The sequence below is a fragment of the Pseudomonas sp. AS2.8 genome, assembly GCF_014190935.1.
Lineage (GTDB): Bacteria > Pseudomonadota > Gammaproteobacteria > Pseudomonadales > Pseudomonadaceae > Chryseomonas.
The window spans coordinates 349,495-364,004 of the sequence record NZ_JACHVV010000003.1 but is presented as its reverse complement, the minus strand read 5'-3'; the positions used below and the strand labels follow the sequence as shown (position 1 = coordinate 364,004).

Genomic DNA, 14,510 nt, shown 5'->3' with positions numbered 1-14,510 from the left:
CAACAGGAGCTGCCATGGCCGCCGAACCGCTGATCCTCGCCCTCGACGAGGGCACCACCAATGCCAAGGCGATCCTGGTGGATCGCGCCGGTCGGGTCGTGGCCCGCGGGTCCCGGCCGCTGACCGTCCAGCATCCGCAGGCGGGCTATGCCGAGCAGGATCCCCTGGCCATCTGGCAGGCCCTGCAGGGCGCCATCGGCGACTGCCTGGCCCAGGCGGACGCGCCCCTGGCGGCCATCGCCATCAGCAACCAGCGCGAATCCGCCCTGGCCTGGGAGCGCAGCAGCGGCCAGTTGCTCGGTCCGCTGGTGAGCTGGCAGTGCAAGAGGTCCCAGCCGCAGTGCGAAGCCTTGCACGCCGCCGGTCATGGCGAGCTGATCCGCGAGCGCAGTGGCCTGGCGCTGGACCCGATGTTTTCCGCCGGTAAATGGCGCTGGCTGCTCGACCAGATCCCCGACGGCACGGCTCGCGCCGCCGCCGGCGAGATCTGCCTGGGCACCGTGGACAGCTGGCTGCTCTGGCAACTCAGCGGCGGCACGAGCTTTCTCATCGACGCGGCCAACGCCGCCCGGACCCAGTTGCTCGACCTGCGCGGGGGCGACTGGGATCCGCGGCTGCTGGATCTATTCGATATTCCTCGGGCGGCGCTGCCGGAGATCCGCCCCAGTGCCGGCTGCTTCGGCGAGACCCGTGCCCAGGGTCCGCTGCCGGCGGGTTTGCCGATCCTGGCGATGATCGGCGACTCCCATGCGGCGCTGTTCGGCCAGGGCGGTTTCGTCCCCGGCAAGGTCAAGGCCACCTTAGGAACCGGTTCCTCACTGATGACGCCCATCGCCGAGCCGGTGGTGTCCGCCCATGGCCTGGCCACCACCCTGGCCTGGCGCCTGGGGGATACGCCGACCTTTGCCCTGGAAGGCAACATCGTCCACACCGGCGCCGCCGTGGGCTGGACGGCGCGCCTGCTGGGCGGGGCCGGCGAGCTGGAGGCCCTGGCCGCCGAAGCCGCGGCGCTGCCGGACAACGGTGGCGTCTATTTCGTCCCGGCGCTGGGTGGCCTGGGTGCGCCGCACTGGCGGGCCGAGGCGCGCGGACTGTTCTGCGGCCTGACCGAGAACTGCGGCCGGGCGCACCTGATGCGCGCGTCCCTGGAGGCCATCGCCTACCAGATTCGCGACGTCTTCGACGCCATGCAGCAGGACAGTCCGACGCCCCTGGACGAACTCTGGGTGGATGGCGGCGCCACGCGCAACGAATGGCTGCTTCAGTTCCAGGCTGATCTCCTGCAGCGGCCGGTGATCTGCAGCCTGTCGCCGGAGGTCTCGGCGCTGGGCGCCGCGCACCTGGCCGGCTACGCCCTTGGCTGGTGGCAGGACGCCGCGGCCCTGGCCGACCTTGAACGGCCACGCCGCCGCTACGAACCCCGCGCCACTGCCGTGCCGGAACTCTACGCCGGCTGGCGCCAGGCGCTGGCGCGGACGCTGCTGTAAGGTCCGTAGGTTGGGTTGAGAGGGCGCCATCGTCGAAGCCCAACAACGTGGATTCAATCGTTGGGCTTCGCTGCGCTCAACCCAACCTACGAGCACCGTAGCGTGGAAAACGGCGCAGCCTTTTCTACTGGGGGCATCGTGACGAGATACCGCACCCTCCCCGAGGGAGAGGGGGCTAGCCCGTAGGTTGGGTTGAGACGGCGCCATCGTCGAAGCCCAACAACAGGGATTCGATCTGGGCACCGTTGGGCTTCGCTGCGCTCAACCCAACCTACGGCGGCGCCGTGTCGCCTGACTCAGGTCGGCAAGGTCATGAAGATCTGGGTGCCCTGACCGGGGCGGGAGACCACGCCGATGCGGCCACCGTGCTGGCGGATGATTTCCTTGCACAGGGCCAGACCCAGGCCGGCGCCGCCCTTCTGGCTGCCGATCTGCACGAAGGGCTCGAACACCCGGCCCTGCTGGGCGTAGGCGATGCCCTCGCCATTGTCCTGCACCGCCATCAGCAGCTGCTCGTTCTGGCGCATGGCCTGGATGACGATACGGCCGCCCGCCGGGGTATGGCGCAGGGCATTGCTCAGCAGGTTGTCGAACACCCGGGCCAGTTGCTTGGGATCCAGGCTGACCCGTGGCAGCGGCGTGTGCAGCAACTCCACGGCCAGCTCGACATCGCGCTCGCGGGCCTCGTCGGCATGGCGGACGCGGGCCGCTTCTAGCAGGTCGCCGATCTCGCTCGGCAGCTTTTCCGGGCGCTGCAGGCCGCTCTGGTGACGGGAGTAGTCCAGCAGGTCGTTGATCAGCTGCACCAGGCGATGGGTTTCCTCGTCCACCGTCTGCAGCAGAAAGGCCTCGCGGGATTCCGGCGCCACCTTGAGGCGCTCCCGTAACAGACCGAAGGCCATGTGCATGCCGGTGACCGGGGTGCGCAATTCGTGGGAGGCACGCAGGACGAATTCGTTGCGTACCCGGTCGAAGGCGCGCTGCTCGGTGACGTCGCGCAGCACCATGAGCGCACCGACGCTGCGGCCATCGGCGTGATTGACCGGGGTCAGACTCCAGGCCAGCAGCCGCACCTCGTCGTCGACGCGGATCTCCAGGTCTTCGGGCGCCGCATCGAGGGCGCCACCGGCCAGGACCCGCTGCACGCTGGCCTCGATTTCCGGGCGTTCCAGGGCCGCGATCAGGGATTCGCCCAGGTGATTCTCGTTCCAGCCCAGCTGGCGGCAGGCCACCGGATTGGCGTGCTCGATGTTGCCCTGGGGATCAAGGATCACCAGGCCGTAGTCGATGCTGTCGAGCACCGCCTGCAGGCGCCGCTGCCCGGCCACCAGCGCCTCGACATTGGTCTGGCTGAGGCGGTGCAGGGCCTGGGCCATGTTGCCGAAGCGGCGGCTGAGGAGGGTGAATTCGGCGATCTGCGAGGTCGGCAGCTGGACGTCGAAGTTGCCCTGGCTGATGCGTTCGGCGGCCTTGGCCAGACCGTCGATGGGCCCGGTGAAGCGCCGGGCGATGCCGTTGGCGGTGACCACCCCGGTGACCAGGATGGCTACGCCGATCAGCGCCAGCAGCAGGGCGATGATCACCGCCCGGTCATGGGCCTCGTCCTGCATGCGCTCCAGGGTCACCACATAGCTGCGCTGCAGATCGTAGATGCGCGTGCGCAGTGCGTTGAGGTTTTGCTGGAAGCCGCGATCGGCGCGCAGCTCGCCATAGCCCGCCGGGGGTGAGCTCAGGTAGTTGGAAAAGCGCTGGTAGCGCTGCTTGACGTCTTCCAGGATGGCCAGCTGCTCGGGATTGCGCATCTGGCCTTCGACCTGTTGCAAATACTCCTGGAAACGCTGCTGGGCCGCGGCCAGCGATTGGGGGTTGGGTGCCCCGTCGAGCATCTGGAACAGGCTGTTGCTCAGCTCCTGGCGCATGTTCAGCGTCAGGTTGATGAAGTCCAGATTGCTGCGGGTCTGGACGCTCTGCTCGCGGGCCAGGTGGAGGACGCTGACCAGGCCGACCAGCAGGCCGATGAGGGCCACGGCGATCAGGGCGGAAATGCTGAGGAAGAGGCGGGTGTGCAACTTGATCGGCAGCTTCATAGCCCGTACTGCTTGCGTTTTCGATAGAGCGTGGAGGCGTCGATGCCCAGCGTCTTGGCGGCCTGGTCGAGGGTCTCGCTGGTGGCCATCACCGCGGCGATGTGGGCGCGCTCCAGGGCTTCCAGGCTCAGGGCCTCGCCGACCCGCGGTGCGCTGGCGGCGCCGCTGGTAGCCGGGCTGTCACCCAGACCCAGGTGATTGACGTCCACCAAGTCCTGGCCGCAGATGATGCTCGCGCGTTCGATGACGTTGCGCAGCTCGCGGACGTTGCCCGGCCAGCCGTAGTTGCGCAGGGCGTCCAGGGCCGCCTCGCTGAAGCCGTGGGCGGGTCTGTTGTAGTCCTTGACGAAGCGGGCGAGGAAGCGCTCGGCGAGATCGACGATGTCTTCCTTGCGCTCGCGCAGCGGCGGCAGGTTGAGCACGATGACGTTGAGGCGATAGAGCAGGTCTTCGCGGAATTCGTTTTCCGCCACCATCTGTTCCAGGTTGCGGTTGGTGGCGGCGAGGATGCGCACGTCGGCGCGGCGGGTCACCGGATCGCCGACACGCTCGTATTCCTTATCCTGGATGAAGCGCAAGAGCTTGGGCTGCAGGGCCAGGGGGAAGTCGCCGATCTCGTCGAGGAAAAGGGTGCCGCCGTCGGCCTGGCTGACCCGGCCGAGGGTGCTCTCGCTGGCCCCGGTAAAGGCGCCGCGGGTATGGCCGAACATCTCGCTTTCCATCAGGTCGGCGGACAGCGAGGGGCAGTTGATGGTGACGAAGGTCTTTTTCGCACGGCGACTCCAGGCGTGGATGGCCCGGGCCAGTTCGCCCTTTCCGGATCCGGACTCGCCGAGGATCAGCACGTTGGCATCGGTGGTGGCGACCTGTCGGGCGGTCTCCAGGATGCTCATCATCGTCGGACTGCGCGAATCGAGACCGGCGCTGGATTTGCGTACCTCGCCTTCGAGCGCCTCCAGGCGCGCCGAGAGCTGGCGGAACTCCAGCTGCTTGGCCGCAGCCATGCGCAACTGGTCGGGACTGCAGGGTTTCACCAGGTAGTCGGCGGCGCCGGCCTGCATAGCGTCCACCGCGGTGTCGATGGCCGAGTGGGCGGTGACGATCACCACACGCATCCAGGGGGCCTGGATACGCATCTGCTGCAGGACGTCCAGACCGTTGTCCGCGCCCAGGCGCAGATCGAGAAAGCAGAGGTCGTAGACCTGGCGCAAGAGTAGGGCTTCGGCCTGGGCCGCGCTATTGGCCGTGGCGACGCTGTAGCCGGCGTCTTCCAGACAGAAGCGGAAGGTACGCAGGATGGCGGCTTCGTCGTCCACGAGCAGGATGCGACCGCTGGTTTGTTCCATGACGGCAAAACTCCAGGCCGAAGGGCCGAAACGCGCTAAAGGACAGGGCTGGCAGTTAGTCCATGATACATCGTGCAAGTTGCAATCCGCAGGACCATCGGGCCAACCACTGACGCGTTACGGGCATCGTGCAGATCGCAACCCCGAAAGGCGAACGCTGGAAAAAGACCGTTTTCATGGAGTCGGGGAAGGCTTTTAACCCGTCTTTTGCCGTTGCGCCTGGCAGCCATCCGGATCCGGACGTCCCAATCAGCTCCTGGCCATCATGCAAAACGCAATGCTTCAGGCGTTGCACCTTGCAAGGTGCAAGTGTGGCGGATACTAGCGAAAACCATAAGCTACTGTTTTTTAAGGAAAAAACTGTTTTCGAAAAGCTGGCACGCAGTCTGCAATCTCCTTGGCAAGCCGGCCTCAGGGCCAACGGATTGCAGGAGATACCCGATGATCAGCCAGACCCTTCGCAAGCACTTGGTAGGTACTGCGCTCTTCGCTTGCTTCGCCAGCGCCGCCGTCGCTGCCCCCCAGGGCCAGGACGTCAGCCGCGAACAGGCCCTCATCGCATCCACCCGCGTTGCTGCCCAGGCCATGGTGCCCGCAGCCAAGCCGTTGGCAAGTCAAGGTCGTGGGGAACTCAAAGCCATCCCGGCACAGTCCAACGGTGACCGTCTGGTAAAGCAGACCCGCTGGGTATTCTGAGGTCATGACCATGTTGTGGATGCTGCTGATGATTGTGTTGTTCGCTGCAGCGGCGGTCGTGATCGGGATGTTGCTCAGTGCTTTGATAATGGGTCGTGCGCTCAATCAGACGCACAACCTCAACGGTCTGGATCTCGATCTGACCGCTGTGGAACCACGGATGGCGAGTCTGGATACCCAGGATTTCGCTAATAAAACCACTGCTCGCTGGACAGGTGCTGTCGTCCGCTGAGTGCACTTGTAATACATAGGAGAAACACCATGCTGAGCTGGGCTATCACTTTCCTGATCATCGCGATCATCGCAGGCGTCCTGGGTTTCGGTGGCATCGCCGGTACCGCCACCAGTATCGCCAAGATCCTGTTCGTGCTTTTCCTGGTGCTGTTCGTGGTGTCGTTCTTCATGGGCCGTCGTCGTCCCTGACGCCAGCCTCATGAAAAACAAGCTGCCGGTCGTGATGACCGGCAGCTGAGGCTCTGTCATCGAATTGCAGCTTTAAGCCGATTCAATGGGCAACCTCGAAGTCGTCTCCTGATCCGGGACGCAAGGGCCACATGGTCGGGACGCTCTGCAGTTAGGGAGGGTTCCAAGAGTACAGGGAGTACTTTCGCACTCGCGGCGGACTGGGCTGGATACGACCACACCCCTGAATTCGACCGGTTTCGTCTCAAGCGAAACCTGCCGGTGTCAGGGGTGTTGTCGTTTTGGCGCAGTGGAAAGTCTGGTGGTCGGGCATGGCTCACCCCTGCCAGAAGGCGTCCCACCAGGAGCGTTCGCCGCGAACGTCTTCCAGTACCACCGTGCAGGTGGTGCCCGCCGCCAGCAGCAGGCCTTCGGGCAACGGATCCAGGGCGATGCGCACCGGTACCCGCTGGGCCAGACGGACCCAGTTGAAGGTGGGATTCACGTCGGCGGTGAGTTCACGACTCTGGGGATTGTCGCGGTCGTAGATGCCGCGGGCGATGCTTTCCACGTGCCCCTGCAACGTCTGGCCGCTCATCAGCCGCATCTTGGCCGCCGCCCCCACCTGCACATGGGGCAGCTTGGTTTCTTCGAAGTAGCCATAGACCCAGAACGAATGGGCGTCGATGACGGCCAGCTTGGGCGCGCCCGCGGCGGCGTAGTCGCCTCTGAACACCGAGAGGTTGGTGACGTAGCCGTCGACGGGGGCTAATACCCGGGTACGCTTGAGGTTGAGGCGCGCCGATTCCAGCTGGGCCTGGGCCTGGCGTAGATCGGCCTCGGCGGCCAGGGCGGCGCTGCTGGCGTCTTCGCGGTTCTCGCGGGAAACCACCAGGCTGTCGATGTCGGCACGGCGGCGGGCGTTCTGCTGGCGCATAGCCAGGGTGGCCTTGCGCGCGGCGACCGAGGCCTCGGCCTGATGCACGGCGATCTCGTAGTGCTCCGGATCGATCTGCAGCAGCAGGTCGCCCTTGTTGACCCACTGGTTGTCGCGCACGGCGATCTCGGTCACCAGGCCGGCGACATCGGGCGCGATGGTGATGACCTCGGCGCGCACCCGGCCATCGCGGGTCCAGGGGTCGTTCATGTAGTGCACCCAGAGCAGGCGCCCGAGGATCAGCGCCAGGCAGACCACCAGCAGGGTAAAGAGCACGCCGAAAAGTTTCTTGAGGATCATGGCAGGAGTCCTAGCGATAGACGCACAGCGCCAGGGCGCAGTAGAGGCAGATGAACAGGGCCAGGCGCAGCAGCGCCGGATGCCAGACGACGTGATAGAGGCCGACCGCGGCGAGCACCCGGTCCAGCGCCCAGGCGAGCAGGGCGGCGACCAGGAACAGCACCGTCACGGTGGGCAGGTAGAGGCCGTGGAAGGCGATTTCACGGGGCATGGGAGATCTCGTGATAGCGGGCCAGAGGCCCCTGGGGATCGAGCAGGGCGCTGCGAATAAAATGCAGGTCGCTCTGTACCTGGCGCAGCGGCGACTCGTCATAGGGCAGTTCCGGCGGTTCGGTCACGGTCGCCACGGCCGCCAGAGCCGCGTCCACCGCTACCAGCGCCCGCCGCAGATGTTCCGCGCCGGGCTTGAGGAAGAGGCGCATCAGGGCGCGTCCGAGCACCCGGATGGCCTGGCGCCAGGCGCTGCGCTCGGCATAGCGCGGGGCCGCGGGCAGGCGGGCCTGCAACTGACGCAGTTCGATCACCGCATGACCGATCTCCAGCACCGCGAAGGCCCAGCCGATTAGGCGCCGCTGCGCCTCGCCGCGTCCGGCGCTGACGCCATAGGCCTGGTTGAGCAGGTCGCGGGTCTGGCCCTCGAAGGCCGGCGCCAGGTGCGGCAGCGGCGCGCTCACCGCTCGCACCAGTTGCTGACGCAGGTCACGCTCCAGCCGGCGCCACAGCCAGGGGCTGTTGGGTGGCAGCAGCACCGCCGAGACCGCCGCCGTGATCACCATCGACAGGACCACGGCGATGCCGTTGTTGATGAAGGCGTAGGCGTCGTAGACCGGCGGATTGTCGGGAATCGAGGTGAAGCAGAAGAACACCAGGCAACCCAGGCCATAGCCCATCCAGCCCGGGCGCAGGGAGATCCAGGTGCCGAGCATGAACACCGGTGCCAGGGTCAGCAGCAGCAGCGGCAGACCGGTGATCCAGGGAAAGACGAAGAAGGTCAGGAAGAAGCCCAGCACCACGCCGCCACTGGCGCCGACGGCCATCTGCAGGGCGGTGCGCTTGGGATCGGGCGAGGCCGAGGCTAGCGCCGAGACGGCCGCGGCGTTGAGCGCCAGCATGCCGCCGCTGGGATAGGCGCTGGCGATCCAGAAGGCGCCCAGCACCAGCACCAGAAAGGCGCTGCGGATACCGGTGACCGCCGCACCCAGGGCATTGGCCTTGGCCACGAAGCGCGGCTTCCACTGTTCGCGACTGTGGCGCGGCGCCGCCAGGGAGGCGTGGGTCTGCAGATAGCCGTGCCATTCGCCGGTGAAGCGAAAGAGCAGCTCCACGGCGGTCTCGACGTCGCGCCGGTCGGTTTCGCTCAAGGGCGGCAGCTCGGCACGCAGGGCGCGAATGCGCGGCCGCAGGCCCTGGTGCAGCTGTTCCAGGCGCGCCGCCGCCGCCAGGGCCGCGCGTTCGGTGAGCGCCTGGCCGCGCCATTCCTCGAACAGCTCCAGCAGCGGCGCCCAGAGGCGTTCGAGGGCCGCCAGTGGGAGCTGGGCGTCGCGCTCGCGCAGGCGCATCAACAGGCGGCTGAGGGCATGCAGGCGGGTGGTCAGGCCCATGAATTCGGCATTCAGCCGGGCCAGGCGCCCGCTGCGCATGCGCATGTGCGGGTCTTCGAAGGCCGAGGCGCTGCGCAGGCTTTCCAGCCCCACCGCCTCGGCGGCCAGGCGTACGCCGGCGGCCTCCAGGGTGGCACGGTCGAGACGACCGCGCAGGACGTCGGCGGCCAGTCCGGCGAAGCCACCCATGCGCCGATAGAGGGTCGCGCGCATGGCCGTGGCGCTGGTCTGCGGAAAGACCGCCGCGCTCACCGCGCCGCTGCAGAGCACGCCCAGGGTGATGGCCAGGACCCGCATCACCGCCGACATGAAGGCGGTGTCGGCATTCAGGGCCGCGGGAATGCCGATCAGCGCGGCGGTGTAGCCGGCCAGCATGCAGGCATAGCTGCGAAAGTCCCGGTAGCGCGCCGAACCGGCCACGCAGAGGCCGATCCATAGCGCCAGGAAGATCAGGAAGGGCACCCGTTCCTGGGCGAACAGGGCGATCAGCACCAGCATCACCGCCAGTCCCAGCAACGTACCCATGACCCGGTAGAAGCTCTTGGCCAATACCTGGCCACTCTGTGGCTGCATGACGATGAACACGGTGATCACCGCCGAGCTGGGGTGCGGCAGTTGCAGGCGCATGGCCAGCCAGAGGGTCAGGCTGGCGGCGAGCAGCATCTTGGCCTGGTAGAGCCAGAGGCTGCCGTCGCTGCGCGCCCAGGCGCCGAGGGCCTGGCGCAGCGGCGCGCCGGTGGCGGTGCCGGCACTCACCGGGGCGCTCGCTCGACGGCCACGCGCGCCGGCACCAGGTCATGGTCACCCGGGCCGCGTTCGAGGTCCGCGCCGCCGCCGAGGGCGACCAGGGCCGCGGCCTGGGCGGCCAGGCGCAGGGCATGCACCTGGGCGGTGACGCGTTGCTGGGCGAACAGTCGGGTCTGGGCGTCGAGCACGTGCAGGTAGTCGGTCAGGCCGCGGCGAAAGGCCTCGCGGGCGATGTCGTAGGTGCGCTGGGCCTCCTGGCTGGCCTGGTCGGCGAGGGTGGCCTGCCGGGCCGCCGAGTCGGCCTTGATCAGGGCGTCGGAGATGTCCTTGAGGGCGTCGATGAGGGTCTGGTTGTAGGCGCTGACGGCCACGTCGTAGGCCGCCGACTCCGCGCCGAGGCGACTGCGCAGGGCGCCGCCGTCATAGATCGGCAGAGAGAACGCCGGGCCGATGAAGGAGCCGGTCTTGGCGTGGGTCAGCATCTCGCTGAGGCGACCCAGGGTCAGGAACTGGCCGACGTTGGCCACCAGGTCGATGTTGGGATAGAAGCTGGCGCGGGCGACGTCCACGCCCTTGGCCGCCGCGGCGATCTGCCAGCGGCGCGCCACCACGTCGGGGCGCTTGCCGACCAGCTCCAGCGGCAGGGCGCTGGGCAGGCGCGGCGCCGCGCCCAGGGTCAGGCGCGGGCGCTGCAGGCGGGCACCGGCACCCGGGCCCTTGCCGGCCAGGGCGGCGAGCTGGTTGCGATCCAGCGCCAGGGTCTCGTCCAGGGCTTCCAGCTGGCGTTCGGTCTCGGGCAGCAGGGCGCGCGCCTGGCTGACCTCGAACTGGGTGCCGAGGCCACCGTCCAGCTGGCGCTGGGCCAGGTCGGCCAGGTGCCGCTGCTGCTCCAGGGTGGCGGCAAGGATGTCGCGCTGATCGTGGTGCAGGGCGAAGCCGATGTAGCTGCGGACGATGTTGCCGGTCAACTCCAGCTCGGCCGCGCGCACCTCGGCGGCGGCCTGGTGGGCCTGGTCTAGGGCCTGGGCGCTGGCGTCACGCTCGCGGCCCCAGAAGTCCAGGGCATAGCTCAGGCCCAGTTCGGCATTGTTGTTCCAGGTGGTGCGATCGGCCAGTTCGCCCGGGCCATAGAAGCCGTCGGTGGGCCAGCTGTAGCGCTTGAAGGCACCCTTGCCCTCGACCTGCAGGGCTTCGCGGGATTCGGCCAGGCCGGCCAGGGACTCGGCGCGGCGCACTCGGGCGGCAGCCGTGGCCAGGCGCGGATTGTCGGCCAGGGCGCCGCCGATCCAGGCATCCAGCTGGGGATCGCCGTAGGCGCGCCACCATTGCCGCTCGGGCCAGGCGGCCTGGCTGGCAGCAGCCTGGATGGCGGCGTCGGTGGCCAGCGCCTGGTCGTCGAGGCGCTGCGCCCGGGGCGCGTTGTGACCGGTACCGATACAGCCGGCCAGCAGGGTCGCGAGGGCGACCACCGTGAGCGCAGGCCAGGCTCTGTTAGAGAAAGGCGACACGTGGGGGTCCGTTGGCAACAGGGCCATACCCGCGTCTGACATGAGACAGCGCAGCGCGGTCGGCGAGATGAGCTGGAATTGAAGAGGGCGCCTGTAGGAGACGCCCGTAGAGGACGGCCGTGAACCGGGAGGTCAGCGGACGTTACCATTAGGCTGCTAACGATTCTATAAAATTCCGGGGTGGTCGATTAGCGCGCCAACCCGCGAATCTTTGTTTCACATACTGAAATAATATGGAGAATGACGCTTTTCCCGACTGTCGAGGCGGCATGGACACCCTGCATAACATGCGCGTTTTCGTCGCCGTGGTGGAAAGCGGCAGCTTCACCGGCGCGGCCCAGACGCTGCAGACCACCACGGCCCACGTCTCCAGGGCGGTTGCCCATCTGGAAACCCACCTGCGCACCCGCCTGCTGCACCGCACCACGAGGCGCATCGCCCTGACCGAAGCCGGCCAGCGCTACCTGGCGCGCTGCGAGCAAATCCTCGCCTATGTCGAGGAAGCCGAAGCCGAGGCCGGGCACGCCCAGGCGCGGCCCGAAGGGCGACTGCGGGTGCACAGCATGACCGGCATCGGTCAGCACTACGTGATCCGCGCCATCGCCGGCTATCGCGCCCTGCACCCCGAGGTACGCTTCGACCTGACCATGGCCAACCGCATCCCCGATCTGCTCGAGGAGGGCTTCGACCTGGCCATCGTGGTGGCGGCCGAGCTACCCGATTCCGGCTTCGTCTCTCAGCAGATCGGCCACACCTACAGCATCCTCTGCGCCTCGCCTGCCTACCTGCAGGAGCACGGCCAGCCGCAGACGCCGGCGGAATTGGCCAACCACGCCTGCCTGAGATTCATCAGCCCGGTGGTGTCCTTCGACCGCTGGCAGTTCGACGGACCTAATGGTCCGGAAACCTATCGCATCGGCGAGACCCCCTTCCAGGTCAACGTCGGCGACGCCATGACCGAGGCCCTGCGCCAGGGGCTGGGCATCGGCGTGCTGCCGCTCTATTCGGCGGTGGACGGCCTGCGCGACGGCAGCCTGGTGCGGGTGCTCCCGGCCTATCGCCTGCAGCGACTCAACGCCTATGCGCTCTATGCCTCGCGGCAGTACCTGGATGCCAAGATCCGCACCTGGGTGGCCTATCTGCGCGAACAGATCCCCGGGGCGCTGGAAGCGGACGAGGCCTTCGTGCGGGCCGTCAGCGAAGTCGTCGGACAATCGCATTGAGATCGGCGGGGCGCTTGGACTAAGCTCGGAGGAGACCGGGCTGCATGCCGGGTCATAGTTAGTAAGCTATTGAAATATCGCCCGGTATCGCGGTCCTGAGGGCGACAGGACGGCTGCTCGACGGCACGCTCCGCTATCGTCGAGGTCCATGTCCCGAGTCGGCGGTCACGCCGACGGACCGCCGTGCAGGACGGCCGGATCATGCAGGCGGTCAGGGACCGCCGTCAGCGCCACGGGAGTCCAATGAGCGCCCCAGCAGGACCCACTCTGAGATTCGCCGACCAGCCGCTCAAGGGCATCGCCCTGATCTGCCTCGCGGTCTGGCTGTTCGCCTCCCACGATGCCCTCTCCAAGTACCTGTCCGGTTTCTATCCGGTGGTCATGGTGGTCTGGGCCCGCTACCTCTCCCACACCCTGCTGATGATGGGCATCTTCATTCCACGCTCAGGGCTGGCGGTGATCCGCACCAAGCGGCCGGGGCTGCAGGTGCTCAGGGCGCTGTGCCTGATCGGTTGCAGCCTGTTCTTCACCACCGGGCTGCGCTACCTGCCCATGGCCGAGGCCACCGCGGTCAACTTTCTCGCCCCGCTGATGGTGACTGCGCTGTCGGTGCCGCTGCTCAAGGAAACTGTGACCCGCAGCCAGTGGGCGGCGGTGCTGGCCGGCTTCATCGGGGTGCTGGTCATCGTGCGGCCGGGTGGCCAGCTGTTCACCCCGGCGGTGCTGCTGCCGGTCTGCTCGGCGGTGTGCTTCGGCCTCTACCAGCTGCTGACGCGTCTGCTCAGCGGCATCGACAGCCCCACCACCAGCAACTTCCTCACCGGCATCATCAATACCCTGGTGCTGAGCAGCGTGGTGCCCTTCTTCTGGGAGATCCCGACCCTGACCCATGGCTTCATGCTGGCGCTGCTCGGCCTCTTCGGCATGTCCGGCCACCTACTGCTGACCCAGGCCTTCCGCTATGCGCCGCCGGCGCTGCTGGCACCCTTTAGCTACGGCCAGATCGTCACCGCCGGCATCATCGGCTATTTCGTCTTCGGCCACGTGCCGGACAGTGGTGCGCTGATCGGCATCCTCATCATCTGCGCCAGTGGCCTGGCGGTGGCCTGGCAGCAGAGCCGCAAGGCGTCCAGGGCCAAGAAGGCCCGGGCGGTGCCGGCGGCGCAACCTGAGGCGCTGCCGGAGGTGGTGGCCGATGCCGCCGCGGGCGCTCCGGCTCAGCGCAGTCCGTAATCGGCGATGATCCCGACGAGGATCGCCAGACCCGCCCAGTGGTTGTGCAGGAAGGCCTTGAAGCACACCAGCGGGTCACGGTCGCGGGTAACGTGGAATTCCCAGGCGAAGCAGCCGGCCGCCACCAGCAGGCCCAGGTAGAAGGGCAGGCCCAGGCCGAAGCGGCCGCCGGCCAGCGCCAGGCAGAACAGGGTCAGGCCCTGCAGGGTGGCGATGATCACCCGGTCGGCGTCGCCGAACAGGATGGCGGTGGATTTTACCCCGATCTTGAGATCGTCTTCGCGGTCGGCCATGGCGTAGTAGGTGTCGTAGCCCACCGTCCAGATCACGTTGGCGACGAACAGCAGCCAGGCCGCCGCCGGCAACTCGCCGGTCTCGGCGGTGAACGCCATGGGCATGCCCCAGGAAAAGGCCGCGCCCAGTACCGCCTGGGGGTAGTAGGTGTATCTCTTCATGAAGGGATAGAGCGCGGCCACGCCGAGGGCGCCAAAGGACAGCCAGACGGTGGTGGCATTGGTGCAGAGCACCAGGCCGAAGCTGAGCAGTACCAGCACGGCAAAGAACAGCAGGGCTTCCTTGGGCGAGATGCGCCCGGTGGCCAGGGGGCGATTCTTGGTGCGGGCGACGTGGCCGTCGAAATTGCGATCGGCGAAGTCGTTGATCACACAGCCGGCCGATCTCATCAGCACCACGCCGAGCACGAAGATCAGCAGATTCTTCAGGCTCGGCACGCCCTCGGCAGCGATCCACAGCGCCCAGAGGGTGGGCCAGAGCAGCAGGTAGATGCCGATGGGGCGGTCCAGCCGGGTCAGTTGGACGAAGTCGCGGATGCGCTCGCGACGGGGGCGCGTGGCGATCACCCGGGCGCTGGGCTCGGGGCCGCGGGGCGCGGCGGGGCGGCGATCACGGAGGCGGGAGGCGTTCTTTTTCATCGGACGGCTGC

13 protein-coding genes are annotated in these 14,510 nt (G+C 67.5%); 6 read left to right on the top strand and 7 right to left on the bottom strand.

Features of this window, described 5'->3' with window-relative positions; all coding sequences use genetic code 11:
* Nucleotides 1-14 precede the first annotated feature (14 nt).
* Nucleotides 15-1,487: an FGGY family carbohydrate kinase gene (locus FHR73_RS14100; protein WP_183632079.1), complete on the top strand. Its 1,473-nt coding sequence runs from the start codon at nt 15-17 to the stop codon at nt 1,485-1,487.
* Nucleotides 1,488-1,783: 296 nt separating this feature from the next.
* Here FHR73_RS14100 and FHR73_RS14095 read toward each other — a convergent pair whose 3' ends face one another.
* Both FHR73_RS14095 and algB read right to left on the bottom strand, forming a co-directional pair.
* A complete protein-coding gene (locus FHR73_RS14095; RefSeq protein ID WP_183632077.1) occupies nt 1,784-3,574 on the bottom strand; it encodes an ATP-binding protein in 1,791 nt (596 codons plus the stop codon).
* Complete coding sequence (gene algB, locus FHR73_RS14090) at nt 3,571-4,920, bottom strand: sigma-54-dependent response regulator transcription factor AlgB (protein WP_133860284.1); 1,350 nt, start codon at nt 4,918-4,920, stop codon at nt 3,571-3,573. The genes FHR73_RS14095 and algB overlap by 4 nt, the downstream gene beginning before the upstream one ends.
* Before the next feature lie 441 nt (nt 4,921-5,361).
* Here algB and FHR73_RS14085 point away from each other — a divergent pair, with 441 nt between their 5' ends.
* The 3 genes from FHR73_RS14085 to FHR73_RS14075 are packed head-to-tail and all read left to right on the top strand — an operon-like array spanning nt 5,362 to nt 6,039.
* Nucleotides 5,362-5,616, top strand: coding sequence for a hypothetical protein (locus tag FHR73_RS14085; RefSeq protein WP_183632075.1), 255 nt, complete (start codon nt 5,362-5,364; stop codon nt 5,614-5,616).
* 10 nt (nt 5,617-5,626) lie between these two features.
* Nucleotides 5,627-5,848: a hypothetical protein gene (locus tag FHR73_RS14080; RefSeq protein WP_183632073.1), complete on the top strand. Its 222-nt coding sequence runs from the start codon at nt 5,627-5,629 to the stop codon at nt 5,846-5,848.
* Nucleotides 5,849-5,877: 29 nt separating this feature from the next.
* Complete coding sequence (locus FHR73_RS14075) at nt 5,878-6,039, top strand: DUF1328 domain-containing protein (protein ID WP_007160206.1); 162 nt, start codon at nt 5,878-5,880, stop codon at nt 6,037-6,039.
* Nucleotides 6,040-6,355: 316 nt separating this feature from the next.
* Here FHR73_RS14075 and FHR73_RS14070 read toward each other — a convergent pair whose 3' ends face one another.
* Genes FHR73_RS14070 through FHR73_RS14055 form a run of 4 tightly spaced genes read right to left on the bottom strand, consistent with a single transcriptional unit; the run spans nt 6,356 to nt 11,111 of the window.
* Complete coding sequence (locus FHR73_RS14070) at nt 6,356-7,255, bottom strand: HlyD family secretion protein (protein ID WP_183632071.1); 900 nt, start codon at nt 7,253-7,255, stop codon at nt 6,356-6,358.
* A 10-nt stretch (nt 7,256-7,265) separates the two neighbouring features.
* A complete protein-coding gene (locus tag FHR73_RS14065; RefSeq protein ID WP_007160208.1) occupies nt 7,266-7,466 on the bottom strand; it encodes a DUF1656 domain-containing protein in 201 nt (66 codons plus the stop codon).
* Nucleotides 7,456-9,612, bottom strand: coding sequence for an FUSC family protein (locus FHR73_RS14060; protein ID WP_183632070.1), 2,157 nt, complete (start codon nt 9,610-9,612; stop codon nt 7,456-7,458). Before FHR73_RS14060 ends, FHR73_RS14065 begins: the two co-directional genes overlap by 11 nt.
* Nucleotides 9,609-11,111, bottom strand: a complete 1,503-nt coding sequence (locus tag FHR73_RS14055; RefSeq protein ID WP_311630019.1) for an efflux transporter outer membrane subunit — start codon at nt 11,109-11,111, stop codon at nt 9,609-9,611. Before FHR73_RS14055 ends, FHR73_RS14060 begins: the two co-directional genes overlap by 4 nt.
* Before the next feature lie 269 nt (nt 11,112-11,380).
* Here FHR73_RS14055 and FHR73_RS14050 point away from each other — a divergent pair, with 269 nt between their 5' ends.
* Both FHR73_RS14050 and FHR73_RS14045 read left to right on the top strand, forming a co-directional pair.
* Complete coding sequence (locus FHR73_RS14050; protein ID WP_064307142.1) at nt 11,381-12,334, top strand: LysR family transcriptional regulator; 954 nt, start codon at nt 11,381-11,383, stop codon at nt 12,332-12,334.
* 243 nt (nt 12,335-12,577) lie between these two features.
* Nucleotides 12,578-13,567 carry a DMT family transporter gene (locus FHR73_RS14045; RefSeq protein WP_183632069.1) on the top strand — a complete coding sequence of 330 codons (990 nt, stop codon included), beginning with the start codon at nt 12,578-12,580 and terminating at the stop codon, nt 13,565-13,567.
* Here FHR73_RS14045 and ubiA read toward each other — a convergent pair.
* Entirely contained in the window at nt 13,552-14,499 is a 948-nt protein-coding gene (ubiA, locus tag FHR73_RS14040; RefSeq protein ID WP_221191547.1) for a 4-hydroxybenzoate octaprenyltransferase, read from the bottom strand. The genes FHR73_RS14045 and ubiA overlap by 16 nt on opposite strands.
* Nucleotides 14,500-14,510: the final 11 nt, after the last annotated feature.